The 25,329-nt window shown below is 68.3% G+C and carries 28 protein-coding genes and 1 pseudogene; 20 read left to right on the top strand and 9 right to left on the bottom strand.

The features are described 5' to 3' along the window. The first annotated feature begins 43 nt into the window (after positions 1-43). From JJ691_RS51155 to JJ691_RS51120, 8 genes are read left to right on the top strand one after another with little or no spacing between them, the layout of a single operon-like run. Complete coding sequence (locus JJ691_RS51155; protein ID WP_211766562.1) at positions 44-862, top strand: 2-keto-4-pentenoate hydratase; 819 nt, start codon at positions 44-46, stop codon at positions 860-862. After that, entirely contained in the window at positions 859-1,629 is a 771-nt protein-coding gene (locus tag JJ691_RS51150) for a 2-keto-4-pentenoate hydratase (RefSeq protein ID WP_211766561.1), read from the top strand. The genes JJ691_RS51155 and JJ691_RS51150 overlap by 4 nt, the downstream gene beginning before the upstream one ends. An 11-nt stretch (positions 1,630-1,640) precedes the next feature. Beyond that, positions 1,641-1,841, top strand: coding sequence for a tautomerase family protein (locus JJ691_RS51145; RefSeq protein ID WP_211766560.1), 201 nt, complete (start codon positions 1,641-1,643; stop codon positions 1,839-1,841). Continuing rightward, the gene (locus tag JJ691_RS51140) at positions 1,838-2,539 is read left to right on the top strand and encodes an alpha/beta hydrolase (RefSeq protein ID WP_211766559.1); all 702 of its coding nucleotides are present in this window, start codon (positions 1,838-1,840) and stop codon (positions 2,537-2,539) included. The genes JJ691_RS51145 and JJ691_RS51140 overlap by 4 nt, the downstream gene beginning before the upstream one ends. 13 nt (positions 2,540-2,552) lie before the next feature. Beyond that, positions 2,553-3,059, top strand: coding sequence for an aromatic-ring-hydroxylating dioxygenase subunit beta (locus JJ691_RS51135; protein ID WP_211766558.1), 507 nt, complete (start codon positions 2,553-2,555; stop codon positions 3,057-3,059). A gap of 48 nt (positions 3,060-3,107) precedes the next feature. After that, entirely contained in the window at positions 3,108-4,085 is a 978-nt protein-coding gene (locus JJ691_RS51130; RefSeq protein ID WP_211766557.1) for an amidohydrolase family protein, read from the top strand. Continuing rightward, the gene (locus tag JJ691_RS51125) at positions 4,082-5,371 is read left to right on the top strand and encodes an aromatic ring-hydroxylating oxygenase subunit alpha (protein WP_211766556.1); all 1,290 of its coding nucleotides are present in this window, start codon (positions 4,082-4,084) and stop codon (positions 5,369-5,371) included. The genes JJ691_RS51130 and JJ691_RS51125 overlap by 4 nt, the downstream gene beginning before the upstream one ends. A 9-nt stretch (positions 5,372-5,380) precedes the next feature. After that, positions 5,381-6,169, top strand: a complete 789-nt coding sequence (locus JJ691_RS51120; protein ID WP_249227577.1) for an IclR family transcriptional regulator — start codon at positions 5,381-5,383, stop codon at positions 6,167-6,169. A gap of 24 nt (positions 6,170-6,193) precedes the next feature. Here the strand turns inward: JJ691_RS51120 and JJ691_RS51115 are convergent, their stop codons facing one another. Beyond that, a complete protein-coding gene (locus tag JJ691_RS51115) occupies positions 6,194-7,018 on the bottom strand; it encodes a 2-keto-4-pentenoate hydratase (RefSeq protein WP_211766555.1) in 825 nt (274 codons plus the stop codon). A 128-nt stretch (positions 7,019-7,146) separates the two neighbouring features. Between JJ691_RS51115 and JJ691_RS51110 the strand changes: the two genes are divergently transcribed. Genes JJ691_RS51110 through JJ691_RS51095 form a run of 4 tightly spaced genes read left to right on the top strand, consistent with a single transcriptional unit; the run spans position 7,147 to position 11,114 of the window. Next, complete coding sequence (locus tag JJ691_RS51110) at positions 7,147-8,220, top strand: extradiol ring-cleavage dioxygenase (RefSeq protein ID WP_211766554.1); 1,074 nt, start codon at positions 7,147-7,149, stop codon at positions 8,218-8,220. Then, positions 8,217-9,221, top strand: a complete 1,005-nt coding sequence (locus JJ691_RS51105; RefSeq protein ID WP_211766553.1) for an NAD(P)/FAD-dependent oxidoreductase — start codon at positions 8,217-8,219, stop codon at positions 9,219-9,221. The genes JJ691_RS51110 and JJ691_RS51105 overlap by 4 nt, the downstream gene beginning before the upstream one ends. Positions 9,222-9,237: 16 nt before the next feature. Next, positions 9,238-9,579 carry a ferredoxin gene (gene fdxA / locus JJ691_RS51100; protein ID WP_211766552.1) on the top strand — a complete coding sequence of 114 codons (342 nt, stop codon included), beginning with the start codon at positions 9,238-9,240 and terminating at the stop codon, positions 9,577-9,579. Positions 9,580-9,593: 14 nt separating this feature from the next. Beyond that, positions 9,594-11,114, top strand: coding sequence for an aldehyde dehydrogenase (NADP(+)) (locus tag JJ691_RS51095; RefSeq protein WP_249227576.1), 1,521 nt, complete (start codon positions 9,594-9,596; stop codon positions 11,112-11,114). Between the two features lie 24 nt (positions 11,115-11,138). On the opposite strand, the gene JJ691_RS51090 is transcribed toward JJ691_RS51095, so the two are convergent. Next, positions 11,139-11,723 (bottom strand): TetR/AcrR family transcriptional regulator, encoded by a 585-nt coding sequence (locus JJ691_RS51090; RefSeq protein WP_211766551.1) that lies wholly within the window; start codon positions 11,721-11,723, stop codon positions 11,139-11,141. Between the two features lie 175 nt (positions 11,724-11,898). On the opposite strand from JJ691_RS51090, the gene JJ691_RS51085 reads away from it, so the two are divergent. Both JJ691_RS51085 and JJ691_RS51080 read left to right on the top strand, forming a co-directional pair. Then, positions 11,899-12,696 carry an alpha/beta hydrolase gene (locus JJ691_RS51085; RefSeq protein ID WP_211766550.1) on the top strand — a complete coding sequence of 266 codons (798 nt, stop codon included), beginning with the start codon at positions 11,899-11,901 and terminating at the stop codon, positions 12,694-12,696. Positions 12,697-12,754: 58 nt separating this feature from the next. Beyond that, positions 12,755-13,588 (top strand): alpha/beta fold hydrolase, encoded by an 834-nt coding sequence (locus JJ691_RS51080; protein WP_249227575.1) that lies wholly within the window; start codon positions 12,755-12,757, stop codon positions 13,586-13,588. 179 nt (positions 13,589-13,767) lie between these two features. Here JJ691_RS51080 and JJ691_RS51075 read toward each other — a convergent pair. The 3 genes and pseudogenes from JJ691_RS51075 to JJ691_RS53015 form a co-directional block, all read right to left on the bottom strand. Next, positions 13,768-14,181: pseudogene (locus JJ691_RS51075) on the bottom strand (IS701 family transposase); the annotation flags it as partial. Continuing rightward, positions 14,178-14,855 (bottom strand): transposase, encoded by a 678-nt coding sequence (locus JJ691_RS53020; protein ID WP_211766548.1) that lies wholly within the window; start codon positions 14,853-14,855, stop codon positions 14,178-14,180. The gene JJ691_RS53020 and the pseudogene JJ691_RS51075, both read right to left, overlap by 4 nt. Next, complete coding sequence (locus JJ691_RS53015; RefSeq protein WP_211766547.1) at positions 14,846-15,793, bottom strand: transposase; 948 nt, start codon at positions 15,791-15,793, stop codon at positions 14,846-14,848. The genes JJ691_RS53020 and JJ691_RS53015 overlap by 10 nt, the downstream gene beginning before the upstream one ends. Before the next feature lie 410 nt (positions 15,794-16,203). Here JJ691_RS53015 and JJ691_RS51060 point away from each other — a divergent pair, with 410 nt between their 5' ends. Beyond that, positions 16,204-16,395, top strand: coding sequence for a hypothetical protein (locus JJ691_RS51060; protein WP_211766546.1), 192 nt, complete (start codon positions 16,204-16,206; stop codon positions 16,393-16,395). Between the two features lie 211 nt (positions 16,396-16,606). On the opposite strand, the gene JJ691_RS51055 is transcribed toward JJ691_RS51060, so the two are convergent. The 4 genes from JJ691_RS51055 to JJ691_RS51040 all read right to left on the bottom strand — a co-directional run bounded on the left by JJ691_RS51055 (position 16,607) and on the right by JJ691_RS51040 (position 20,174). Beyond that, complete coding sequence (locus tag JJ691_RS51055) at positions 16,607-17,380, bottom strand: alpha/beta fold hydrolase (protein WP_249227574.1); 774 nt, start codon at positions 17,378-17,380, stop codon at positions 16,607-16,609. Positions 17,381-17,991: 611 nt separating this feature from the next. Then, on the bottom strand, positions 17,992-18,447 hold the full coding sequence (locus tag JJ691_RS51050) for a winged helix-turn-helix transcriptional regulator (RefSeq protein WP_249227573.1): 456 nt from the start codon (positions 18,445-18,447) through the stop codon (positions 17,992-17,994). 287 nt (positions 18,448-18,734) lie between these two features. Beyond that, the gene (locus JJ691_RS51045; RefSeq protein ID WP_256449342.1) at positions 18,735-19,163 is read right to left on the bottom strand and encodes a tautomerase family protein; all 429 of its coding nucleotides are present in this window, start codon (positions 19,161-19,163) and stop codon (positions 18,735-18,737) included. Between the two features lie 51 nt (positions 19,164-19,214). Further along, positions 19,215-20,174 carry an alpha/beta hydrolase gene (locus JJ691_RS51040; protein ID WP_249227572.1) on the bottom strand — a complete coding sequence of 320 codons (960 nt, stop codon included), beginning with the start codon at positions 20,172-20,174 and terminating at the stop codon, positions 19,215-19,217. A gap of 92 nt (positions 20,175-20,266) precedes the next feature. Here JJ691_RS51040 and JJ691_RS51035 point away from each other — a divergent pair, with 92 nt between their 5' ends. From JJ691_RS51035 to JJ691_RS51015, 5 genes are all read left to right on the top strand, one after another. Further along, complete coding sequence (locus tag JJ691_RS51035; RefSeq protein WP_211766542.1) at positions 20,267-21,124, top strand: MBL fold metallo-hydrolase; 858 nt, start codon at positions 20,267-20,269, stop codon at positions 21,122-21,124. Between the two features lie 112 nt (positions 21,125-21,236). Next, a complete protein-coding gene (locus JJ691_RS51030) occupies positions 21,237-21,494 on the top strand; it encodes a hypothetical protein (RefSeq protein WP_211766541.1) in 258 nt (85 codons plus the stop codon). Positions 21,495-21,822: 328 nt separating this feature from the next. Beyond that, positions 21,823-23,373, top strand: a complete 1,551-nt coding sequence (locus JJ691_RS51025) for a GMC family oxidoreductase (protein WP_211766540.1) — start codon at positions 21,823-21,825, stop codon at positions 23,371-23,373. 20 nt (positions 23,374-23,393) lie between these two features. Continuing rightward, a complete protein-coding gene (locus tag JJ691_RS51020; RefSeq protein ID WP_211766539.1) occupies positions 23,394-24,842 on the top strand; it encodes an aldehyde dehydrogenase in 1,449 nt (482 codons plus the stop codon). Positions 24,843-25,010: 168 nt separating this feature from the next. Further along, the gene (locus JJ691_RS51015) at positions 25,011-25,265 is read left to right on the top strand and encodes a hypothetical protein (RefSeq protein ID WP_211766538.1); all 255 of its coding nucleotides are present in this window, start codon (positions 25,011-25,013) and stop codon (positions 25,263-25,265) included. The last annotated feature ends 64 nt before the right edge of the window (positions 25,266-25,329 follow it).

Genomic DNA, 25,329 nt, shown 5'->3' with positions numbered 1-25,329 from the left:
CCGTCGTGCTGACTGTGTTCAGTGGAGCACCGAGTCTGACCGCATGGCACTCAGTGACGAGGACATCCGCCGGCTCGCGGGCGAGCTGTGGGACGCGGAGCGGCGGTCCGCGCCGATCCAGCCGATCAGCGGCCGGCATCCGGACGCGGACATCGACGACGCCTACCGGATCCAGCTGGAGGGAGTCCGGCTGCGAACGGGCGCCGGCGATCGGGTGCGCGGACACAAGGTCGGGCTGACCGCACGCGTGATGCAGCGGCAGTTCGGCGTCGAGCGACCCGACTTCGGGCACCTGCTGGCGTCGATGTTCCATCCCGAAGGGGAACCCCTCGCGGTCGACGAGCTCATCGCGCCGCGGGTCGAGCCCGAGTTGGCGTTCGTGCTCGACGCGCCGCTGCGTGGCCCGGGCGTGACGGTGGCCGACGTGCTCGGGGCGACCGCGTTCGTGCTGCCGGCGTTGGAGATCATCGACTCGCGGATCGAGGACTGGCGGATCGGGATCGTCGACACCGTGGCGGACAACGCCTCCTCGGCAAAGGTGGTGCTCGGCGGCACGCGGACACCGGTGTCCGATCTGGATCCCCGGCTCATCGGTGTGGTGTTGCGGCGTAACGGAGAGATCGTGGAGACCGGGGCGAGCGGCGCCGTGCTCGGCAATCCGGCGCAGGCCGTCGCCTGGCTCGCCAACACGATCGCGAGCCACGGTGGTGTGCTCAACGCCGGCGACCTGATCATGCCGGGCACCTGCACGCGCGCGGTCGGCATGGAGCCCGGCGACACCGTGCGGGCCGACTTCGAGCACCTCGGGCACGTCGGGGTCTCCTTCCGCTCCGCGAAGGTCACCGAGGGGGCTGCGGCATGAGTGAGGTGACCGCGTGGGCGGACCGGCTGGACCAGGCCGCGACCGGCTGCGCGCCGGTGAGCCCGCTGACCGGCGACGGCCTGGACAGCGTCGAAACCGCCTATCAGGTGCAGAACGAGCTCGTTCGGCTGCGTCTGGCCCGAGGTGAGCGGCTGGTCGGTGGCAAGCTGGGCCTCACCAGCAAGGCCAAGCAGCGCGCGATGGGTGTGGACAAGCCCCTCTACGGGCTGGTCACCGGCGGCATGCTGAGGCCGTCAGGCAGCCGGCTGCGACTCAAGGAGCTGATCCATCCCCGGGTCGAGCCGGAGATCGCGTTCGTGTTGGGCGAGGCCCTGGAAGGACCTGGGGTGACGGTGGCGGACGTGCTCGCCGCGACCCGGTGCGTCTGTCCCGCGCTCGACGTCATCGACAGCCGCTACGAAGGCTTCTCGTTCAAGCACCTGGACGCGATCGCCGACAACGCGTCGTCCGCGGTCTTCGCGCTGGGGGACGATTTCACCCCGCCGGCGCGGGATCTCACGCTCACCGGGTGTGTGCTCGAAGTAGACGGACAAGTCGTCGAGTCGGCGGCCGGGGCGGCGGTGATGGGGCATCCGGCGGCGGCGGTCGCGTTCATGGCCAACCAGTTGGGCCTGCGCCGGCAGCGGCTGGAGGCGGGTTGGGTCGTGCTCTCCGGCGGGCTCACCGCCCCCGTGCCGCTCCGGCCGGGCGGCACGGTCACCGCGACGATCAACGGGCTGGGCAGCGTCACTCTCGGAGCGGAGTAGGAGGAGGAATCATGCCGTTCATTCAGGTGAACCTCGGAGCCGGGCGGACCGCGGCGCAGAAGGACGCCCTCATCAGGGCCATCTCCTCGGCGGCGGCGGAGGCGATCTCCGTGCCGGAGGCGTCCGTGCGGGTGTGGATCGTGGAGGTCCCGGCGACGGAGGTCCTCGTCGGCGGCCAGACGCTGGCCGAGCGACAGGCCGGATCCTCATGACGCACTTCGTCCTGGTCCACGGCGGCTGGCACGGCGCCTGGTGCTGGGCGGACGAGATCGCCGCTCTGGAGCGGCGAGGGCACAGCGCCTCCGCCGTCCACCTGCCGTCCGACGACACACAGGCCGGTGCGCAGCGCTACGCGGAAGTGATCGCGGCGGCGGTCCGGGAACCCGGCGCCGACGTCGTCGTCGGTCACTCCCTCGCCGGCCTGGCGATTCCGCTCGTGCCACAACTGGTTCCCGTGGGGGCACTGGTCTTCCTGGCGTCGCTGCTGCCGGAGCCGGACCGCTCCTGGCGGGACCAGCTCGCCACCTCTCGTCCCATGGCCGAGTGGTTCTACGACAAAGCCCTGCCGCACCAGGGACGCGACGAACTGGGTAGGTCGACCTGGCCGCCGACGGTCGCGGCCGAGTTGTTCTACCACGACTGTCCACACGAGACGGCGGTGGCGGCCGTGAGCAGCCTGCGCCCGCAGTCATCGGCCCCGATCGCCGAAACCACGCCGCTGAAAGCCTTTCCCGACGTGCCCCTGCACTACATCGGTTGCCGGGCCGACCGTGCGGTGTCCCGGGCCTGGGCCGAACGAACCGCACGGGAGCGTCTCGGCGCCGAGGTCACATGGATCGATGGCTCGCACAGCCCTTTCCTGGCCCGGCCGGACGAACTGGCCGATGTTCTCGTCTCTGTCGAAGCCTGATACCGGAGGACCGATGACCGGCACCGTCGCCGTGTTCAGCACGGCATCCGACCTACAGCAGCAAGTGGAACAGTTCCTGTACCACGAAGCCGCACTACTGGACGCATGGCGGCTCGACGACTGGCTGGCCCTGATGCATCCCGATGTGGAGTACCGGGTGCCCGCACCCGGTTCGGACCACCTCGACCCCCGAAGCACCCTCCAGGTGATCCACGACGACCACGTCCGGTTGAGAGGTCGGGTCACGCGTCTGAAGAGCAAGCACGCGCACGCCGAAAGCCCGCATTCGCGCACCCTCCGGTTGGTCACCAACGTCAGGGTGGAAAGCGGCGACGGCGAGCTCCTCGTGCACGCCAACTTCCATGTGGTGCGCACCAGGCTCGGCCAGCTCGACCACTTCCTCGGCACATACCGGCACGTGCTGGTCCCGGCCGGGGAGAGCTTCCTGGTCCGGCAGCGTGTGGCGACCCTGGTCCACGGCATCGTCGAGGCCGGCGGCACCGTGTCCATCATCCTGTGATTGGGAGGCGGCATTGTGCTCGATCTGCACACGCACGTGGTCCCCGCCTTGACACCGTTCTTGGCGGAGCTCTCCACGGCCGACTCCCGTTGGGCGCGGCTCCACCGGGGACCGGAGACCGGTGACGTGGTGGTCGCGGGCAACGTGTTTCGCAGCGTACGGCGAGCGGCGTGGGATCTCGACCACCGCCGAGAGACGGCACTCGCGGCCGGGTACGCCGGGCAGCTGCTGTCGGCCATGCCCGAGCTGCTGGCCCCGTGGGCGCCGCCCGGGCAGGGCCTCGCGTTCGCTCGGGCGTTCAACGACTGGCTCGCAGCCGAGCTGCCGCGCCACGGCGGCTTCTTCACGGGGCTCGGTGTCGTCCCGCTGGCCGATCCGGAGGCCGCCACCGCGCTGCTCGAGGAAGTCGCCGGCGCGGGACTGTCCGGTGTGGAGCTGCCGGCCACTCCGCCGATCGCGCCACTGCACGCACCCGCCTGGTCCGGTTTCCTGGACGAAGCCGAACGCCTCGGACTGCTGCTGTTCGTGCACGCCGTCGGCGGCCCGGCGGCGGCGCACTATCCGCATCCCATGGCCGCCAACGGCGTCCTGTTCCCCCTCAGCATCGGAGCAGCCGTCGGCGGACTGATCACGACCGGCGCGCTGGCCAGGCGCCCCGGGCTCCGGGTGCTCGCCAGCCACGGGGGCGGCTCGCTGATCACAGAGCTGCCCCGGATCGACTTCCTACGGGAGACCACGCCGGAGTTGCGCGAGCTGATGCCGGAACCGGCCACAGCCTCCGCACGCCGACTCTGGTACGACCCCCTGCTGTTCGACACCGGACTGCTCAGTCACCTGGTGACCACCGTCGGCGCCGACCGTGTCGTGCTCGGCACGGACTACCCCTTCATGCCGGTCGATCCCGTCGCGTTCCTCACCGACCCGACCCTGCCCGACGGACTGGCGGACGCGGTCCGCCGCACCAACCCCGCGGCGCTGCTCGCGGCGCTCGGCCGGACACTCAGCAAAGGAGCTGAACCACGATGACTGCCGAACTCGCCGCACCGGCGACGTACGAAACCCGCCAGGGCCGGTTGGTGGACGACCGGCCCGCCGACGGCTTCTTCCGGGTCAACCGGGCCGCACTGGTCTCCGACACCGTCCTCGCCGAGGAACAGAAGGCCATCTTCAACCGGTGCTGGCTCTACGTGGGGCATGTCTCCGAGGTGCCGGCCCCGGGGGACTTCCGGGCCCGGACGGTCGCCGGCCGGCCGCTGGTCATGTGGCGCGGCAGCGACGGCGAGGTGCGGGTCTTCCTCAATGCCTGTCGGCACCGTGGCGCGCAGTTGTGCCGGGTCCCCGAGGGCAACGCCCGGGGGATGTCGTGCTTCTACCACGCGTGGACGTATTCGAACGAGGGCACGCTGACCGGCCTGCCCGACGCCGAGGGCTACGGGGAGGGCTTCGACCGGTCCCGGTTCGGCCTGAACACGCCGCCCCGGGTCGGTGAGCACCGCGGCTTCGTGTTCTGCTGCTTCGACCCCGACGCGGTGTCCCTGACCGACTATCTCGGCCGGGCCGGTGAGTATCTCGACCTCGTCGCCGACCAGTCGCCGGAGATGGAGGTGGTCGACGGCGTCCACGAGTACTCGATGGAAGCGAACTGGAAGCTGTTCGTGGAGAACAGCCTCGACGGCTACCACCTCATCCCGTTGCACCGGACCTACTTCGACTACCTGAAGTCCACCGAGGACTCCTACCTCGACCCCCGCAAGGCGACCGAGGCGCTGGATCTGGGCAACGGGCACGCGGTGATCACCGTGGAAGGACCGTGGGCCCGCCCCGTCGCCCGGTGGACGCCGGCGCTGGGCGAGGAGAACCGCGACTACGTCGCCGCGCAGCGAGCCGATCTGGAGGAGCGGTTCGGCGCCGAGCGCGCCCGGCGCATCGCCACCACGGACCGCAACCTGCTCATCTTCCCCAACCTGATCATCAACGACATCATGGGAGTGGTGATCCGCACGATCACGCCGACCGCGGCCGGGCGCACCGTCATCGCGCAGTGGACACTGGCCACGAAGGGTGAGCCGGACTCGGTGCGCGGCCGGCGACTGGACTCGTACGTGACGTTCCAGGGCCCCGGCGGGCTCGCCACCCCGGACGACATGGAAGCGTGCGAGTCGTGCCAGCTAGGTCTGGCCGTCGCCGCGGAGTCACCCTGGTCGGACATCTCCCGCGGCATCCAGAAGGAGGCCGCGGGCGGTCCGTTCGTGGCGTCGGACGAGGTGCAGCAACGAGCCTTCTGGAGGCGCTGGCGGGACCTGCTCGGATAGCCTCCCACGATGCGCATCAGTGCTGAGGAGACGGCGGAGCACCGGTCGGTCGGCGACCGGATGCTCCTCATCCTCGACACCGTCGCGGCCGCACCCGGGGAACTGGGCCTCAGCGAACTCGCCCGCCAGACCGGGCTGAAAAAGGCCACCGTCCACCGGCTCGCCGCCGACCTGGTCGCCCACCGCATGCTGGAACGCGGCGGATACGGCTACCGGCTCGGACTGCACCTGTTCGAGCTCGGCCAGCAGGTCCCGGCCTCGCGGCGGCTGCGAGCGACCGCGCTGCCCTTCATGGCCGACCTGCTGGCCGCGACCGGTGAGGTGGTGCAGCTCGGCGTTCTGGACGGGACCGAGATCGTCTACGTGGAGAAGCTCACCGGACGGCACAGCGTCCCGGTGCCGTCCTCGGTGGGCTCGCGGCTGCCCGCCTACTGCACCGGGCTGGGCAAGGCCATCCTGGCCTTCGAGGACGAGTCGGCGATCGAACTGGTGCTCGCCGCGCCGATGCCGGCCCGAACCAGCACGACCATCACCGACGGCAAGCGGTTGCTGCGTGAGCTGGAGACCATCCGGGACAGCGGCGTGGCCTACGACCGCGAGGAAGGCACCAAGGGAATCGCCTGCGTCGCGGCGCCGATCATCGTCGAGAGCTACGTCGGCCGTGGCGGACATCGCGCCGTGGCGGGACTGTCGGTTACCGGCCCCGCCCAGCGCCTGCATCCCGAGCGTCTGGCGGCGGCGGTGCGGACCGCCGCGCTGAGCATCAGCCGCCTGCTCGGCCCGCCGTCGCTACGTTGATCTCCAGCGCAGCCCGCAGCCTGCTCAAGCCGCCGGAGCCGAGGCGTCGGTGGCATGAGCAGGCCTACGGACCGAGACCGTCACATCGCGCCCGAAGCGAGCCGAGATGGTCGCGCCGGGCCGCAGCGGTGTGGCGGCGGTCAGACCACCGGTGATCACGAGTTCGCCCTTGCGCAGGAACTGCCCGCGCGCGGCGAGGGCACCCACCAGCCAGGCCAGGCTATTGAGCGGATGCCCGCCGGCGGCGGCCGAGGTGGCGGTCGCCAGAGTGGTGTCATTCACGGACAGTTCGACCGTGACCCGGTGGCAGTCGAGGGGAGACACGTCGAGCGGTGGGCCGAGGACCACGCCCGCGGCGGACGAGCCGTCGGCGGTGTTCTGCTCGGCGGTGAACCGATAGCCGTGCCACACCGAGTCGACGACCTCCAAGGATGCGTGGACGGTCTCGACGGCGTCGGCGAGTTCGGGCAGCAGCCAACCGGTCCCGGTCACGTCGTGGGCGAGGACGACGCCGATCTCCGGCTCCACCCGCGGTTGCAGAAAGTTCTCCGCCAGGGCTCCGTCGCGTAGCACCATGTCGTCGAGCAGCGGTCCGTAGTTGGGGGAGCGGACGCCCATCTGTTGACGCATCACCGCCGAGGTGTAGCCGAGCTTGTAGCCGACGTGGCAGCGTTCCTCCGCCAGCCGCAGCTTTGTCAGTCGCTCCTGGACGGTGTACGCGTCTTCCACGGACAACGTCGTGCCTGTCCTGTCGGCGTCGAGCAGCCTGCGCTCGCCTCGGGCCCGGTGCAGCTCGTCGGCGAGCTGGTCCGCCGCATCCTCGTCTGGATTGTGCTTGCTGTGCCTCACGGTTTCATCCTGACGCGCCCTCAGCGCCCCGGCGGGTCACCGGTTCACTGGGCGGTCCACGTGATGGCCGCCCCGCCGCGTGCTTCCGAGACTCGAACTGTCACCACTCGACGACGAGGAGATCAGTGATGGGTGAGGTGCTGGGACTCGGAGTTACGCACTACCCGCCCCTGAGCGGCACCGACGACAACCTGACCAGGGTCTTCCGTGGCGCCCTGGCCGATCCCAAGCTGCCGGCCGAACTGCGCGACCCGGCTTCCTGGCCCAAGCGCGCACGCCGGGAATGGGGCGACGACGAGGGCATAGCGGCCGGCAAGGCGCACCGGGAGCAGTTGCGCGAGGGGTTCCGTCGCACCCGGGAGGCGCTCGACGAGTTCCAACCCGATGTCGTGCTGATCTGGGGCGACGACCAGTACGAGAACTTCCGCGAGGACATCGTCCCGCCCTACGCCGTGCTGGCCTACGAGGACACGGTCGTGCACCCGTGGCGGCATGCGGGCGCGTCGTCCAACATGAAGGGCAAGCCGAACATCTGGGGTGAAGACGAGGACACCGAGCGCACGATCCGCGGGCACCGGCCGTTCGCCCTGCACCTGACCGAGCGACTGCTCGGCCGCGGCATCGACATGCCCTACGCCTACCGGCCGCTGCACCACCCCGGCTTCGCGCACGCCTTCCTGAACACCGTGCTGTACCTGGATTACGACCGCCGCGGATTCGACTACCCGGTCGTCGCGTTCCCGATCAACTGCTACGGCCGCAAGGTGATCAGCTTCCAGGGCAACATCAGTCCGCTGGGCGTGGAACGCGAGCTGGACCCGCCGTCGCCGACACCCGCGCGGATCATGGACGTCGGTGCCGCCGTCGCCCGGGTCTGCGCGGAAAGCCCCTACCGCGTCGCGTTGGTCGCCAGCTCCAGTTGGTCGCACAGCTTCCTGGTCGACTCTACCTTCCGGCTCTTCCCCGACTCCGCGGCCGACGTGCGGATGTACGAAGCGCTGGTGGCCGGCGACCACTCCGTGTGGGAGAACACGACCCTCGAGGACGCGGAGAAGGCCGGCCAGCAGGAGCTGCTGAACTGGTGGGCGCTGGTCGGAGCCATGCGCGAGCTGGGCCGCACCCCGAGCTGGACCAGCTTCGCCGCGTCGAACATCTTCGTGTCCAACAAGATCTTCGCGATCTACGACGAGGAATCCCGATGAGGCGCTTCGACCTCGCGGTGATCGGCGCCGGACCGGCCGGGCTCTTCGCCGCGTTCTACGCCGGCATGCGGGGACTGTCGGTCGCGCTGGTGGACGCCCTGCCTGAGCCGGGCGGGCAGATCGCCGCGCTGTACCCGGAAAAGCTCATCCGCGACGTGGCCGGCTTCGGCGCGATCCGCGGCCGGGAGCTGGTGCGAGAGCTGCTCGCGCAGGCGCGCCCGTTCGCGCCCGGGATGTTCCTCGGCCGACAGGTCACACAGCTCGACGACCTGTTGGACGGCCGGTTCCGGCTGGGACTGGCGGATGGCACGGACCTCGACGCGGGCGCGGTGGTGGTGACCGGCGGCATCGGCACCTTCACGCCACGAAAGCTGCCCTGTGGCGACGCTTTCCAGGGCCGTGGGCTGAGCTACTTCGTCCGGGATCCCCTGGAGCTGGCCGGAAAGCGGATCCTGGTGGTGGGCGGGGGCGACTCCGCGTTCGACTGGGCCGACGCGTTGCAGGACAACGCGGAGGTGACGCTGGTCCACCGGCGCGAGAGCTTCCGAGCGCACCAGCACACGGTGGACCGAGTGCTGTCCGGCGCCGCCTCGGTGCGGATCAACACCGTGGTAGAGCATCTCGGTGGCGACACACGTGTCCGTCGCGCGGTGCTCCGGGACACCGTCTCGAACGTCCGCACCGAAGTCGACTGTGACCATGTCGTCGCCGCCCTCGGCTTCGTCGCCAGCCCGGGACCGCTGCTGCGGTGGGGACTGGAGGTGCGGGACCACAAGATCGTGGTCGACCAGGCGATGCGCACGACCCGCCCCGGCGTCTTCGCCGCCGGCGATGTGTGCACCCACGACGGCCGGGTCCCGCTGATCGCGGTGGGATTCGGCGAGGCGGCGACCGCGGTCAACCACGCGGCGACCTGGTTGGACCCCGGCGCTTCCCTCTTCCCCGGGCACTCGACCGACGGCGTGCCCGCCACCGCCGAGCCGGCCACCAGCTCGGCCTGACATCGGGAGGACGCTCATGGCCTACGTCATCACCGACGCGTGCGTCGACATCCTCGACCGCTCCTGTACCGAGGAATGCCCGGTCGACTGCATCTACGAGGGCGACCGCAAGATGTACATCAACCCCGTGGAGTGCATCGACTGCGGCGCCTGCGAGCAGGCCTGCCCCACGGCTGCCGCGATTGCCGACCGCACGCTGGCCGGCACCGACGCGGCCTGGAACATCCTGGACAACACCGCCTTCTTCAACGAGCCCTTGCCAGGGCGCGACACCGCGCTCGGCGCCCCTGGCGGCGCCTCACACCTCGGCCCGGTGGGTGTCGACACTCCTGTCGTCGCCGCGCTGCCCCGCCGCTGAATCGGAGGACAACCGTGACTGCCATCCACACCTGGACGGCGGCGTACGACCCGCGTACCGGACGCGAGCTGCCCGGCGGAGAAGCCGCGAGCGACAGCGACGACATCGAGCGGGTCGTCGCCGCTGCCGCAGCGGCGGCTCCGAAGCTGGAAGCACTCGGCCGCGCCGGCCGAGCCGACCTGCTCCGCGGCCTCGCCCGAGCGCTGGACGCGCGACGGGACGAGGTCGTGACCCGTGCCGACGGCGAGACCGCACTCGGCCAGAAACGGCTCGCAGGGGAGCTCGACCGCACCGTCTACCAACTCGCCTTCTTCGCCGACGTGATCGAGGAGGGCAGCTACGTCGAGGCGACCATCGACCACACGGGACAGACCCCGATGGGCCTGCGCCCGGATCTGCGGCGCATGCTGGTGCCGCTCGGTCCGGTCGCCGTGTTCGGCGCGAGCAACTTCCCACTCGCCTTTTCCGTGCCCGGCGGTGACACCGTGTCCGCGCTCGCCGCCGGGAACCCGGTCGTGGTCAAGGCTCACGGCTCCCATCCGGGAACCTCCAGGCTGGTCTTCGACATCCTGCGCGACGCCGTCTCCGACGCGGGGGCGCCGGACGGCACGATCGGAATCCTCTTCGGCCGAGAGGCGGGGGAGCGCCTCGTCCGGCACCCGGCCGTGCGGGCCGTCGGCTTCACCGGTTCGCTGAGCGGCGGTCGTGCCCTGCTCGACGCGATCAACAGCCGCGAGGACCCCATTCCGTTCTACGGTGAACTGTCCAGTGTGAACACGCTCGTCGTCACGGAGGACGCGGCGAGTGAACGGGCGGTCGAGATCGGCACGGGAGTCGTCAACTCCGTGACGGGATCGGCCGGCCAGCTGTGCACGAAACCCGGTCTCGTCCTGGTTCCCGCCGGCGAGGACGGCGATGCCCTGGTGGCGGCGGCCGCGGCGGCGCTCGACGGCGCCGAAGTGGTGCCACTGCTCAACCAACGGATCCAGAAATCCTATGTCGAGGACACCCGGCAGCTCCGCGCCAGGCCGGGAGTGTCCACGGTGGCGGAGGGTAGCCCAGTGCGGGACGGGTTCCGGGTGCCGCCGTTGCTGGTGACCACCGACGCCGACCACGCCCCGGATGCGGCGTTCGCCGAGTACTTCGGTCCAGCCGCCGTGATCGTGCGTTACGCCACGCCCACGGAGCTCACAGCCGTGATCCGTCGGTTGCCGGCCTCGCTCACGGCGTCGGTCCACCTGGGTAAGGCGGAGGTCGCGCCGCCGTGGCTCGACGGGCTCCGACGTACCGCCGGTCGGCTCGTGTTCAACGGCTATCCGACCGGTGTCGCGGTCAGCTGGGCGCAGCACCACGGCGGGCCCTGGCCGGCGACGAACAGTGTGTTCACCTCCGTGGGCGCCACAGCGATCCGCCGCTTCCTCCGCCCCGTCACCTGGCAGGATGCGCCCGCCGAGTTCCTACCGGATGAACTCAGCGACGCGCCGGCTCATCCCGTGCCCCGCAGGGTGGACGGCGTCCTCGAACTGGCCACCTAGGGTGTCGGGCCGGCACCGACCGGATCAGCGGTGGAACTCGAGCACCGCGCGGCCGGCGTTGTAGAGCGACCGGCCGACGGTCTGCGGGTCGCCGAGATAGCCGGCGACCATCGCGCCGTCCCGCAGCATCACCAACTGGTCGGCGGCGCTGGCGGCGTCGGTGACGCCGATCTCCTCGAGCATCTCCTCGATGGTTGCCTTGAACCACCGTCGATGGGCGTCCACGACCCGCCGGACCGGGTGCTCGGCATCGGCGTACTCGGCGGCGGCGTTGATGAACGGGCATCCGCGGAACCCGGGCGAGCAGCTCTCCGCGCCGATCCCCTCGGCGATGAGGCGGAACACCTCCGAGACCTGGCCCCCGGTGGCCTGCCGGGCGGCCTCGACCGCGGTGCGTTCCCAGTGCGCGCGACGTTCGAGATAGGCCACGATCAGCTCGTCCTTGGTCGGGAAGTGGCGGTAGAAGGTCACCTTGGTGATGCCGACCTTGGCGATGATCTTCTCGGCGCTGATCGCCCGGATGCCCTGTGTGTAGAACAGCTCCGCCGCGGCCTCGATGATCCGCTCCCGCATCGGCGGCGTGCCGGTCCCGGCCGGGGTGGGCGTCATCGCCTGATTCCCTTCGTGGTCGGGCCGGCCGGCTCGGAGCGCTGGTCTGTCATGTCGTCCACCTTTGCATCCTCTCTCGGCCACGGTCCGCGGTGGGGGATTCCCGTGTCCGCGGGAGCGTGATACGGTCCAGGTAGAGTTACTAGTCAGTCTACCTCAATGGGAGGGTTCGGACATGTCCGCATCGACGCCGGTCGTCTTCATCCACGGGCTGTGGATCCACTCGGACTCGTGGCAGAACTGGGTGGATCTCTACCGACAAGCCGGCTACGACCCGATCGCCCCGGGATGGCCCGGCGACTCCGACACCGTTGCCGAGACCCGTGCCAACGCCGCCGCCCTCGCCGGTAAGGGCATCGACGACATCACCGCGAGCTACCTAAAGGTGCTCAGCGGCCTGGGCGCCAGGCCGATCGTCATCGGCCACTCCTTCGGCGGCCTGATCGCCCAGAAGCTGCTGGCCGGCGGACACGCGTCAGCCGCGGTCGCCATCGACCCGGGCCAGATCAAGGGCGTCAAGCCCGTGCCGTTCGCACAGATCCGTTCAGGCCTACCAGTGCTGTCCAAGCCGAGCAACAAGAAGAAGGCGGTCTCGCTCACCAGCAAGCAGTTCCGCTACAGCTTCGGCAACGCCATCCCACAGTCCGAATCGGACGAGCTGTTCGAACGCTGGGCCATCCCCGGCCCTGGCAAGCCACTGTTCGAGGCGAGCACCGCCAACTTCAGCAAGTCCTCGCCGGCGGCGGTGGACACCAAGAACAACGACCGCGGACCACTGCTCGTCATCGGTGGCGGCAAGGACCACACCGTCCCCGAAGTCGTTGCCAAGGCCGCGTACAAGCTCTACGCCGGATCGAGCGCCACCACCGACTACCAGTCGTTCCCCGACCGGGGCCACTCCCTGGTCTTCGACCACGGCTGGCGTGGCGTCGCCGACTTCACCCTGTCCTGGCTCCGGCATCAAGGGCTCTGACCCCCATGCCGTCCGCCGCTCCCGCGGCGCATTCCATCACCCACGAAGGGAAAAACCCATGCGTACAGCAAGCCGACCGCGCTCGCGCGGAGTCCGATTCGCCCTGGTGGGCGCGGCCATCGCCGTCGCCGCCGGGCTCATCCCGGGCGCGGCCGTGTCCGCCGCCACCAGCGAGGCATACGGCCACGGGTCCAAGCCGACGGTCGTGCTCGTCCACGGCGCGTGGGCGGACGGTTCGAGCTGGAGCAGTGTCGTCAGCCGGCTCCAACGCGACGGCTACACCGTCGACGTGCCGCCGAACCCGCTGCGCGGTGTGGCCAGCGACTCCGCCTACCTTGCCAGCTACCTCAAGACCGTCCCCGGGCCGATCGTCCTGGTCGGACACTCCTACGGCGGTTTCGTCATCACCAACGCCGCCGCCGGCAACACCAACGTAAAGGCACTGGTCTACGTCGACGCCTACATCCCCGCCCAGGGCGACACCCTGAACGGGCTGACCACCCAGTTCCCGGGCAGCCAGGTCACCCCGGACGCGCTCACCTTCGTTCCGTCGGCCGACGGCGTCGTCGACGCCTACATCAAGCCGGCGCAGTTCCGGAGCATCCTGGCCAACGACCTGTCGGCCGCACAGGCCGCCGAGCTCGCCGCCATCCAGCGCCCGATCGCGGCCTCCGCGCTCGGCGAACCGTCCGGCGCGCCGGCCTGGAGCGGCATTCCCAGTTGGGACGTCATCGGAACCACCGACCACGCCCTGCCCGCGGCGGCGCAGGAGTTCATGGCCAAGCGAGCCGGCTCCACCGTGACCGAGATCAACGCCTCCCACCTGTCGATGATCTCCCACCCCGGCACCGTGCAGTACGTCATCGAGGAAGCGGCCCACCACACCTCGTGACCACGCCGCGCGTTGTGACCGTCGAAACTCACCGCGGTCAGCACGTTCCCCATCCTTCATGGAAGGTTTTGTCATGGCGGCGCGAATACTGTCGATAATCGGTGCTCTCTTTTATATTCTATGGCCCGGGTTCCACAGATGAGGATGCTGACTAGTACGGCAGCCTCACTTTGATCTTGTCAGGTTTGTTCGATTTGTCGGCGTAGTCGGGCGCGGTGGTGGAACCAGCGGGCGCGGGCCTGGTGGCGTCGTCGCCACCAGACCCAGTGCAGGTGATGGGTTTCGGGTTGGAGCCGGCGGGTGACCAGCGTGAATAGTCGTTTGATCTCGGCGACGGTGAGGGCGATCAGGCCAGGATCCTCGGGTGGTGACTGGTCGGGTGCGGTGGGCAAGATCGGTGCTGAAGCGTGGGTTTTGACTTGGGCGGCGGTGACGGCGCAGACGGCGAGCGCGGCCAGGGTGAGCACGATGTGCCGTAGCAGTGCGGTGTAGAGGCGGACTTGGGAGTGGTCGAGCCCGAAGTGGTCTTTGCCGAACTCGAATCCTTCCTCGACTGGCCAGCGCAAGCATGCGACACGCACGAGGGTCATCAGCCTCGATTCTTCCAAGGGCTGACGGCGACGTCGTGAGCGGCTGGCTGCCCGTTATGTCCCGTGCCGTGTCGGGATTGGCCGTCGCGTGACGCTGCGGAGCGTCGGGTTCCACGGGTCCGAGGGTGGAGCGTCCTGCCCTTTCGGTGTCGTCGGGGTGGTGGCCGACCCTCAGGTGAGGGCCGGAAGCTGGGTGGCGCGCTGCCAGGCGATGGTGAATGCGTGTGCCCAGGGCCAGGTGCGGTCCAGGCGCAGGGTGCGCCCGCGGGCGTGGGCGGTGAGCCGGGCAGGTGGTACAGCTTCATCCGGATCGTCTCCGGCTCCGCGGCAGCGAGTTCGGGCTCGTCGTGCAGGAGGAGGAGCCGGGTCCACGCGTCGAGGTCGGCCGCGATCGTGGCGGCCAGTGCCCAGGCCGTGTTGAACTGCCAGGACTTCGAGGGCAGCAGCCCGAGGCCGACCCGCTTGATCGCTTTGACGCGGTCCTCGACCTCGGCGTGATCACGGTAGAGGGCGTCGACGAACCACACCTGCCCGGAGCCGGGCACCCCGGAAAGCCCCTGGTGGGCGGGGATGTTCGTAGCCACGATCTGATAGCGCCAGCCGGTGCGTTTCTCGAAGGCGGTCAGCTTCTTCGCATCCCGCCGCGACGATTTGACCCGGCGCACGATCAGCCGCATCCCCGCCGGCCAGCCGTCAGGTCGCGCAGGCCGGTCAGCTCGGCGACCTGGTAGGAGATCCACTCGCCGTCAGGTCCCTTGACCTCGTGGACCTCACCATCCTGCCGCAGCGCGGCCGTCCACACACTCTCGGGCAGCCGCGCGATCGCGGCCTCGTCCGTGTCGTTGATCGCCCAGCCAGTCACCCAGCGCACCCGGCGCCGGCTCGTGGTCAGCGACTGAAGGTGCTCGAGAACCTCGTGGCTGAAGGCCGCGCCGTCGATCCGGATCAGCAGTTTCGACCACAGCGGCAGCGGGAGCTGCCGCAGTGCGGTAGTCAGGACCGTCTTGTGGTCGGCGACGTCGTTGGGCGGCGCGTTGCCGGGCCGCAGCAGCATGGCGACACACTCACGGGTGTTGGCCACCCACGCCCCCAGCGGCATGTGCCCGTAGGTGCCCTTGAACGTCCCCGCCGCGCCCTCTTTCTTGCTGGTACAGGTGATGATGGTGGCGTCCAGATCGAGGACGTGCCAGCCGATCAGCTCCCGCCCGCACACCGCGATCCAGGGAAAGCCCGTGGGGCGCAGGGCGAGCAGCGTCCAGACCACGCGTCGTATCGCGGCACGGACGCGATCGACCCGCGCCGCCACCGGGCCATCGATCGCCTCCAGCGTGCTGTCGGAGACGGGACGCGGGAACAACTGCCGCCAGTGATGCTGGAGTTGCTCGGCCTCCAGGATGTTCGTCGCGCCGAGCACGATCGCGCAGGCCAGCTGGACCAGCGCCATGCCCCGGTCCCGCCATCCCGGCCCGCTGCCCTGTGGCAGCGCGGCAGTCAGGGCCCGGGTCAGCCCGACCCGGTCGGCGACACGGCGCAGCAGCACGACCCCCGCGTGCCCGACCAGGTTCTTCTCATCGGCCCGCACCACGAGCCGACTGTCCCAGCGGGTAGCTTTCACCCTGAGGGCGCCTCTCCCGAACGATGCTCTTGATCTTGACAGTCCAGATCATCGCAGGTGAGAGGCGCCCTTCTGCCGTCGGATCGTCAGATCGCCTTCATAGCTGAATACATGAGGCTGACACCCCCGCTGGACAGCTACACGCTGCGCCTGCTCGCCAAGCAGGACAGCCGCTGCCCACTGTGTCGGGGACCAGTGCTGACCGCCGATCAGCCGCCGCAGTCCCCCCACGAGTGGGAACGATGGTGGCTGCGTGTCGTCCGCAGGACGATCAACGCGGACTACCTCGTCCACTATGGACGGCCCAGCTCACCAGACGGTGACCACACCCGCCTTGTCCACGCGTCCTTACCCGACAGGAAGAATCCGCGCTGGCCGAACTGAAAACCGACCTACGCGGCCGCGGTGAGGTGCTGCGCTCGAAGACCCCGGACCTGGTCGAACAACAGATGTGGGGCCTGCTGCTGGCCCACTACGCCATCCGCGCCCTGCTGCACGACGCGGCCGACCCGGCCGGCTGCGACCCCGACCGGATGTCGTTCATCAAAGGCCTCCGCGTCGTGCGCCGCCAGGTCACCGACCAGGCGGCCGTTACCCCCTGAACACCTATCCGACGCCTTGACCGACGCGCTGGCCGAGATCCGCGCCCAGCCCAACCCACCCCCGCCGCGACCGGACCTGCCCCCGGGTCATCAAACGCGCCCGCCACAACTCCTACCGCGTCAAACGCCCCACCGACTGAATCACCCGCCACCCCGGCCCACCCACACCACTACTGGCTTGCCCAGACGGCCTTAACTGAACGGCATTGCATCAGGACCCCTCATCGCAGTCGCGCCAAAACTTTTCGAGCAGATCTGCGCTGGCTGAAGGGTCCTGAAGCATCCACCAGTGACCAAGCCCTTCTAGCCGACCGGTCCGTGCCCCAGCACGCGCAGCTGATCGCTCCACCTGCTCCGAAGTGCCAACAAAGCCGTCGGCGGTTGCCCTGATGGCCAGCCCCGGCCGCTTAGAGGCGTCCGGGAGCTGATTGCCTACTTCGGCCAATCTCGGCTGAGCGGACGAACGATAGAGCTGCAGAATCGCTTCCGCCATTGCGGGGCCTTGTGCTGCAGCGACCTGCGCCGCCCCGCTCGCGGGCATACCCATCGCCTGCATATTTGTGGATCGCTGTGCGGCAGAGCCTCCGAAGAGGTCAGCGAGCATCTGTTCTCCCGCGTCAGGGGTCTGCCACACCTTCGCCGCTTCGTGCCATTCATACTCCGCATTCAGCATGCCAAGAATGTCGCTTGCCCATGAACGAATGAGATCGGGCCTTTCGATAGCGACTCCGACGACGTGACCGCCCCCAAAATCATGACCGACCAGGTCTACCGGCTGGCCGAACTTCTCAAGTTCTGTGATCAGCCATGCACGGTATTGCTCGATACTGGGGATGAATCCGCTGGGCACCGCAGACCCGAAAGCGGGTGGGGCAAGTAGCCATACGTCGTCGTAGCCGCGGGTCGCCAGCTCTGCGACGAGTGGCCCCCAGACCGCTGGCGTCACGGGCACACCATTCACCAAGACCTTCGGCGAATCAGTCACGAGTACGTCTCCCTTAAGCATTGCAGTAGAGGGTGACAGCCACAGCCGCAGTTGTGAGCGGCGGGCGCCATGGACTTCGAGAACCGCATCCAGAGATGACGGTACTTGGGCTCGACGGGCCGCGCTACGTAATAGATTTCACACATCATCTAAACGATGCAGGTGGACCTGGCTGGTTCTGGACACGCTCTGGGACGGCGCCTGCACGGCGACCGCCTCGACGCACTCGCCTCCAGCGACCCGAGTGGGCGGCGAACGCCCGCACCTGAATCCGACTGTACACAATCCGCACCACAATGTCCGGAATAGTAGAGAATAAACAAGATGGGGCGAGATACCTACCCGCCTACAACGCCGACCGGCCGCGAGTAATTTAACTAAATTCAGTGAGGCGAATAATTTACCCGCACCGCGCTTCACGATCGATTGGTGCCGGTCACAGGACCCGAGGCCGCCGAACGTACGTCGACGACAATCTCCCGACTGGGTATCTTCCAGTGAATTGCTTCGCTTTGTCGATGAAATTCAGCGCTCATGCGGCCGAGCTCGGTCGGCAGCGGCAACTTACACCCATGCATCGCGGGATAGTTCAACGTCAAGTTGCAGCCTTGCTAGGCGTCACCGCTCGACGTGCGCGGCAGCGACGCGGTTGAGAGATGAGCCGCACGCAAGCGATTGGCAAATTCGCGGATCGCCTCGGGTCCACGCCGTTCAAGCTCAAAGAGTTTGCCGCCTATCTCATTCACTTCCTCGAAGTGGCGGGCGCCCCACGCCCCGAGGTGCACGATCGTCTCGGTCAGGTCGATGGCCTTTTCGGTCAGATTGTATCTGACCCGTTGCTGATGCGACGGGTCTTCGGTCGTGGTCAACATCCCGGCCGCGACCAGGGCCTTCAGTCGCGCGGCCAGGATGTTGGACGAAATACCCTCCTCCGACTTTTGGAGGAGCACCCTGAAGGTTCGGCGGTCGGCGACCATGAGGTCCCGAAGGATCAGCAGGGTCCAGCGGTCGCCGATGAGCTCGACAGCCTGGTTGACTGGGCAACTGGACCGGTTCTTGATGCTCACTCCGCGACCCACCTCACGTTCGAGCCGCACTCGTGAACCGAATCCGGACTTCACGAGCGCGGCGCGCGACCTCACACGTTCCTCAACCCTAGCGTCTCCACGGCTTCTCGTGCGCCGGCGACCGGCAGGTCGAGAGATCTCACGGGCACAACGGCAGGCACTGGCTGTCCTCCAGGCCCGACCGATACCTGCGAGCTCGAGGCTCCGCCGACCGGTCACGACGGTCCGCCAAACCGCGTTCTCCGGCAGTCAATCGGCGAGGCTGAGCAGAGCGCCCGCCGGGGCCCTTATTTGCCAAGGAGGGCCGATGCCTTGTTTTCCAGCTGCCAGCGCTTCCAGTCCTCAGATTGGGGATCGCGGGGCGGGGTGATGCCGTCGATCTGCCAGAAGGCGATCGGAGTTTCGTCACCGTGGACTTCGAGCTCGAACCCGCGGTCGCGGATCCATTCGCCAAGCGCTTCCCACATGCCAGTGAGGAACCTCTCGTACTGCTCCGGGCTGCCGCGGCGAATGGCGTGGTCGATCCAGATGCGGACGAAATTGTCGGCCGGCTCCCCACCCTGAAACAGGCCGCCGAGCGGCTGCTCATGGAAGGCCACACTCACCCAGAAGCGAGGAAAGCCCATCACCTTCGCGTAGTGATCGGTAATTCGCGTGGCAATCGCCTGTCGATCATCGAACGAAAACTTGCCTTCCGGAATGTACACGGTCCACATAGGCATGAAATAATGTCCGTTTCTGCGTGATGTTACAGAGGGTATCAACGGCTACGGGCGCGTGTGCTCCAGGAACCAGTCACGAGCCGCGTAGCCGGCAATGTCGAAATAGGTCGTGTAAGTGGCCCAGTGGCCACCCGGGTGCGTGACAAGCTTCTTGGGTTCGCCCGCGGTCTCGAACACTGCTTTCTGGATGTCCGGGTAGGTGCACGTATCACCCTCGCCGACAATCATGAGCAGAGGCTTCGGTGAGATGAGAGGAACCCATCCCGCAGGCTCGAAGTCGAGATAGTTCTCAAGGGAGCGAAGCGTCACCGTGTTGACCCATGTCGTTTCCGAAGCCCTGTCGTTGCGCACCTCGTCCACCGAGTGTGGAGGGAACGCGCACAGCTCTCCATCCGAACTGAAGAGCGGGATCATGTCCGGCATCTCCCCGGCCAGCCGGCGGGTTCGATCGACGATCGAACGAGCCTTCACCTCGGCGACCCCCTCGGCGCCGAGGAGTCGCGTGCCGTTGTCGACGCCGCTCACGTTCGGAATCTGCGCCACGACAATGTCAACGCGAGGATCCGTCGCGGCGACAACCATGCCTAGGCCGCCGGCAAAGCTTGAGCCGAAGACGCCAACACCCAGCGAACTGTCGACCTCCGGCTGGGTAAGGAGGAACGTGATCGCGTCCCGCCAGTCGAGAACCTGTTGAAAGGGCTGGACCTCGTAGCGCGGCCCACCGCCTGACTCCCCGAAGGTTCGATGGTCGTAGAGGAGCACGGTGTAGCCCGCCTCGGAGAAGACCGTGGCGTACTGCTCCAACCCCTCCTTGACACCACTGAAGCCGTGCGCCATGACGATGCCACGAGACGGCCCGCCCCCGGCATCGTCGGTAAACAACAGGCCACTGAGGATCGTGCCGTCCTCGGTCGCGAAGTCCACCTTCCGCTTCATGTGAACCCTTTCCGATGGATGCGTGCAGGACCACGACGCAACCCTAGCCCGACCGTCATAATTTTGCAAGCGGTTGTGAATCAGGATCGGTTTCGTTAGGCTCGATCCGGCCGCGGCAGGCGCCGTGGACTGACACCGAAGTTGCGATCCGTGGAGGCAACATGGCCTACGTGCAGAACATCGAAGCGTCGAGTCCGGGCGGGGTCGGCGCCGTCGCCTTCACCGGTTCCTGGCCGACGATCTCCGATGGCGGGACCTTCTCGCCGACGACCTCGGCGTTGATCACCGGTCCTCGCGAGGCGGTGCTCGTCGACGCGCAGTACCTCAAGCGGGACGTGGCCGAACTGGGCGATGTCATCGAGGGATCGGGCAAGCGGCTTACGACCATCGTCATCACGCACGGGCACGCCGACCACTACCTCGGCTTTGCCGAACTGCTCAAGCGGTTTCCCGGTGCGCGTGCCGTCGCCACGCCGGCCGTCATCGAGGACCTGCTCGCCTCGATGCCGCGCCAGGAGCAGACATGGCGCAACTGGTTCGGTGACCGTCACGTCGCGTTCGCCGGAGCGCCGGATCCTCTCGAGGGCTCGACGATCGACGTTGACGGCTTCGCCGTCGAGATCGTCGATCTGAAGCAAGCCGATATCTCGCCGACAACCGCTGCACACGTTCCCGAGCTCGGACTCGTGGTCGCCGGCGACGCGGTGTACAACGAGATCCACGCGATGCTCGCACTGACGACACCAGAGCAGTGGGAGGGCTGGATCGCCTCGGTGGACGCGATCGAGAAACTCAATCCGACCTTCGTCGTCGGGGGCCACAAGAGGCCCGAGGCCACGCTCGACGCACAGCCGCAGCTCGACGCGACCCGCCGCTACATTCGCGACTACGCAGACACGGTCGCCACCAGCGAGTCCAGCGACGAGGCGGTCGCGCGAATGGTCACGCTGTACCCCGACTACGGGAACACCTGGACCTTGCGCATCTCAGCGAATGCGTACTTCGCCAACCGTGCGTGACCGACAAGGATGATCTCGATCGCACTTCGGGATCGGACGCACGAGTCGTTGTGCCGGTTTGTAGCTGCTCACCCTGCCGTTCGCGCCGTTCACCGCCACCATGGCCCGCGGTATGGTCCCCCGCGAGCACCGGAAGAACCCTGAATTCCTCGCCCTGAACCGGAAGATCAGCGCGGTGTGGGGATTTGCCGTGCTCGTCCTGGGCGTCGCCCACCTCGCCACCGACAGTCTGGGCTCGTTGCCGTCGAACGAGAAGCTGCTGTTCCAATGGGGCCCGACGATCATCGTCATGCTCTTCGCGGTGCGCTACACCAGGCAGGTGGTCAACCAGGCTCGCAACGTGGCGGCGGCCCGGCAATCCTGCGGGTGACGGACTTCACCGAGCCGATCAGAAGGCAACAGAAGACACGCGAATCTCACTCGACCAGCCAGAAGACCCGACGCAAGCCCCTTGACTGCAAGGATTCTGTCCTGTCGACGGAGCTTGCCGCCGGGTCCTTCTGCTGCGCGAATTCGCGCCGACGGACCGTTCTACGATTACTGGAGGCACGGCAGTTCCTTGGGGCGCAATAACGTTCACGTCTGGCCGTCCGGGGTACGCGTCGAGCCGCCGATTGTAGGATTATCGCGGGGTTGAGCAAAACCTCAGATCTTTTGTGATCAATCGTCATTTCTTGGATGGAGGTACCGTGAACTCCTTGCCAACCGAAGTCGACTACATCGTCGTGGGTGCCGGCAGCGCAGGCTGCGTGCTGGCCGCCCGGCTCAGCGCCGACCCGGCCACCACCGTGCTGCTGCTCGAAGGCGGCAGTCGCCTGGACGACGAAGCCATGCAGGTCCCCGGTCGCGCCCCGTACCTCTGGGCCGGTGACAGCGTCTACGAGAACCTCACTACCCCGCAGCGCGAACTCGGCGGCCGGCAGATTCCCCTGGCAACCGGCCGCGGGCTGGGCGGCGGCAGCAGCGTCAACGGACTCGGCTGGTTCCACGGCCACCCCGAGGACTACGACGGCTGGGCCGCCCGAGGAGCCACCGGCTGGGGTTGGTCCGACCTGTCGCCGTATCTGCGGCGGATCGAAGACCACGAGTTCGGCGCCGGCCCCTACCACGGCGCCGGCGGCCCGATCGCCGTCCACACCCCGTATCACCTGCATCAGATGTCGGCCCGGTTCATCGCCGCCGGAGCGCACCTAGGCTGGCCGGTCAGCGCCGACCTCAACGGCGCTGACCGCATCGGCTTCGGCCTGGTGCAGAGCAACATCCGCGACGGCGTCCGGCACAGCGTCGTCGACGGCTACCTCACTCCCGCGCTCGGCCGCGCGAATCTTGACGTCCGCGCCGACCAACCGGTTCACGGCCTGATCATCGACGGCAGTCGCGTCGTCGGCGTCGACTGTGGCACCGCCCAAGTCCGCGCCCGCCGCGCGGTGCTCCTCTGCGCCGGTGCGATCGGCACGCCTCGCCTGCTCCTGCTCTCGGGCATCGGTCCCCGCGATGAGCTGGCCGAGCTCGGCATCCCCGTCGTCGCCGACGTGCCCGGCGTCGGCCGCAACCTTCACGACCATCCGCTGGTTCGGCTGGCCTGGCCGGTGCGGGACGCGGCAGCGTTGCGCGGCAGCCTGTCGGACGACCCCGAGGACCTCTATCGCACGATCCGGCGCGGACCGCTGTCCGCGTTGGGCCAAGCCGTGGCCGCCCTGCGCACGAACCCGTTGCTCACCGCTCCCGACTTGCACCTGGCGCCCACCCTGGTCGGAGCCGACGGAGGCGCACCGGGCCCAGTCGAGCCGGCCTTGCTCTGCCTGGTCTCGCTGCTGACACCGGCCAGCCGAGGCAGCGTGACACTGAAGTCGTCCAAGTCCATCGACCCACCCGTTGTCGACGCTGGCTATCTCACCGCGCCCGAGGACCGGCAGCGGTTGCGCGTCGGGCTGCGGATGGCGCTCAAGGTGTTCAGCGTCGACTCGCTGGCCGAAGCGATCGGCGCGGCCGCCGTGTCCCCTGAATCCAGCGACGACGAACTGGACGCGTGCATCTCCGAAACGCTCAGCCCGTACTGGCATCCCGTCGGCACCGCCAAGATCGGCACCGATGCCGACGCCGTGGTGGATCCCACCCTGGCCGTTCACGGCCTCGATGGTCTCCGGATCGTCGACGCTTCGGTGATGCCCACGATTCCCCGGGCCAACACCCAGGCCAGCGTCATCGCCCTGGCCGAACGCGCCGCCGACCTCATCGCCGACCAGTGACGCGACAAGGCAACGCCGGAATGCCAACCCACAACGCCCGCGCACAGCGCGACTACCCGAAGCTGTTCGTCGGCGGCCGCTGGATGGCCCCGATCGACGGCGGCCGCCTGGAGGTGCGGTCCCCGCATGACCGATCACTGACCGGCGTGGCAGCGCTGGCGACCCCGAGGGACGTCGACGCGGCGGTGGCCACCGCCCGCAAGGCGTTCGACGACGGCCCATGGCCACGGATGACACCAGCCCGACGGCAGATCGTCATCAAACGGTTCGACGATCTGCTCTCCAGACACCAGAACGGGATCGCTGACCTGATCACGGCCGAGAACGGAACGCCACGTTGGTTCACCGGCTGGTGCCTCGCCGCGATGCCCCTGCAGACCGATGCCTTCCTCAGAGCGGCGGAAACACTGCCGTGGGAACAGGAACTACCCGACGGCCACACGGTGGTGCGTCGCGAACCGGTCGGTGTCGTGGCCGCGGTCATCCCGTGGAACATGCCGAACCAGTCCGCCCTGGTCAAGGTCATCCCCGCCCTACTGGCCGGCTGCACCGTCGTCCTCAAGGTCGCACCCGAGACGCCGCTCGACGGGCTCGCGCTCGGCGACCTGTTCACCGAGGCCGGGCTGCCCGAGGGAGTCCTGAGCATCCTGCCGGCCGCCCGAGCCACCAGCCAGTACCTGGTCGGCCATCCCGACGTGGACAAGATCGCATTCACCGGCTCCACCCAGACCGGGCGGACCATCGCCGCCATCGCCGGGCAGCAGCTCAAGCGGGTCAGCCTGGAACTGGGCGGCAAGTCGGCGTCGATCGTGCTGCCGGACGCCGATCTGGACGGCGTCACCGAGGGAATGAAGCTGCTGGCCTACGGCAACAACGGCGAGAGCTGCGTCGCCCACAGCCGGCTGCTCGTGCCCCGGTCCCGGCAGGCCGAGATGGAGGACCGACTGCGGGAGATGGTGGCCGCAATCGTGGTCGGAGATCCCTTCGACGACAACACCTTCATCGGGCCGTTAGTTCGCGCCGACCACGCCGACCGCGTCCGCAGCCACATCACCGCCGGCATCCTGGGCGGTGCCCGCCTGATTGCCGGCGGTCCGGATGCCCCCGCCGGTCTGGGACAAGGCTGCTACGTCAAGCCGACGCTGCTCACCGATGTCGACAACGCCATGCCGATCGCCCGGGAGGAAATCTTCGGCCCGGTCCTCGTCTTGATCCCGTACGACACCGAAGCCGACGCCGTGCGCATCGCCAACGACTCCCCCTATGGACTCGGCGGCGGCGTCTGGACCAGCGATGCCGCCCACGGCCTGGAGATCGCCCGCCAGATCCGCACCGGCACCTTCCAGATCAACGGCGCCGCCCACAGCCTGGAGGCCCCGGCCGGTGGCTACCGGAACTCCGGCATCGGACGCGAATTCGGCCTCGCCGGGCTGGAGGAATACCTGGAGTACAAGACCATCAACCGCTGAGCTGGTCCGGCGCGGCTCGGGGCGGCCGACAACAGTCGCCGCCCCGAGGGACATCCCGATGACCCAGGCCACGGCGGTCGCGGTGGCCCAGAGCGAGACCGGCGACGCCGTGTGGAAGCCCCGAGGGCCGGCGAGCCACCCCATGGTGTCGAACTCACCGTCCCGGTCATGGAAGAAGCTGACGCGGTAGACTGTGCGGCCGCCATGCGCGTCCGGATCATCGCCCAGCACGGCCATGTCGAGAAAGTTTCCGCCGGCCATGACCGAGGGCCGTCCCCAGAGCCGCGGCAGGGTGGCGGTCATGTCCGCGCTCGTCCGGGTATTGTCACCGACCGAGGTCCTCCTGATGATGTGCCGGTTGGTGTCGAGATACACCAGGTTCAACTGGCCGCCGAAGTTGGTGATCGCCGGCGAGAACTCTGAGTCGGCCCCATTGACCGCGAAGTTGTCGGTCCAGCCGGTGAATCGCCCGCTCAGCAGCCCGAGC

Source organism: Kutzneria sp. CA-103260 (assembly GCF_018263855.1).
Lineage (GTDB): Bacteria > Actinomycetota > Actinomycetes > Mycobacteriales > Pseudonocardiaceae > Kutzneria.
Note: the sequence above shows the minus strand (reverse complement) of the source record. Positions and strands in the feature narration are given on the sequence as shown.

Coding starts and splice junctions, on each gene's coding strand:
- JJ691_RS53020 (WP_211766548.1), bottom strand. CDS start 14,855: ATGCGGCTGATCGTGCGCCGGGTCAAATCGTCGCGGCGGGATGCGAAG.
- JJ691_RS51120 (WP_249227577.1), top strand. CDS start 5,381: ATGCGCATCAGTGCTGAGGAGACGGCGGAGCACCGGTCGGTCGGCGAC.
- JJ691_RS51030 (WP_211766541.1), top strand. CDS start 21,237: ATGGTCCCCCGCGAGCACCGGAAGAACCCTGAATTCCTCGCCCTGAAC.
- JJ691_RS51150 (WP_211766561.1), top strand. CDS start 859: ATGAGTGAGGTGACCGCGTGGGCGGACCGGCTGGACCAGGCCGCGACC.
- JJ691_RS51105 (WP_211766553.1), top strand. CDS start 8,217: ATGAGGCGCTTCGACCTCGCGGTGATCGGCGCCGGACCGGCCGGGCTC.
- JJ691_RS51020 (WP_211766539.1), top strand. CDS start 23,394: ATGCCAACCCACAACGCCCGCGCACAGCGCGACTACCCGAAGCTGTTC.
- JJ691_RS51110 (WP_211766554.1), top strand. CDS start 7,147: ATGGGTGAGGTGCTGGGACTCGGAGTTACGCACTACCCGCCCCTGAGC.
- JJ691_RS51135 (WP_211766558.1), top strand. CDS start 2,553: ATGACCGGCACCGTCGCCGTGTTCAGCACGGCATCCGACCTACAGCAG.
- JJ691_RS51085 (WP_211766550.1), top strand. CDS start 11,899: ATGTCCGCATCGACGCCGGTCGTCTTCATCCACGGGCTGTGGATCCAC.
- JJ691_RS51140 (WP_211766559.1), top strand. CDS start 1,838: ATGACGCACTTCGTCCTGGTCCACGGCGGCTGGCACGGCGCCTGGTGC.
- JJ691_RS51145 (WP_211766560.1), top strand. CDS start 1,641: ATGCCGTTCATTCAGGTGAACCTCGGAGCCGGGCGGACCGCGGCGCAG.
- JJ691_RS51045 (WP_256449342.1), bottom strand. CDS start 19,163: ATGTGGACCGTGTACATTCCGGAAGGCAAGTTTTCGTTCGATGATCGA.
- JJ691_RS51155 (WP_211766562.1), top strand. CDS start 44: ATGGCACTCAGTGACGAGGACATCCGCCGGCTCGCGGGCGAGCTGTGG.
- JJ691_RS51015 (WP_211766538.1), top strand. CDS start 25,011: ATGGAAGAAGCTGACGCGGTAGACTGTGCGGCCGCCATGCGCGTCCGG.
- JJ691_RS51080 (WP_249227575.1), top strand. CDS start 12,755: ATGCGTACAGCAAGCCGACCGCGCTCGCGCGGAGTCCGATTCGCCCTG.
- fdxA (WP_211766552.1), top strand. CDS start 9,238: ATGGCCTACGTCATCACCGACGCGTGCGTCGACATCCTCGACCGCTCC.
- JJ691_RS51125 (WP_211766556.1), top strand. CDS start 4,082: ATGACTGCCGAACTCGCCGCACCGGCGACGTACGAAACCCGCCAGGGC.
- JJ691_RS51035 (WP_211766542.1), top strand. CDS start 20,267: ATGGCCTACGTGCAGAACATCGAAGCGTCGAGTCCGGGCGGGGTCGGC.
- JJ691_RS51090 (WP_211766551.1), bottom strand. CDS start 11,723: ATGACGCCCACCCCGGCCGGGACCGGCACGCCGCCGATGCGGGAGCGG.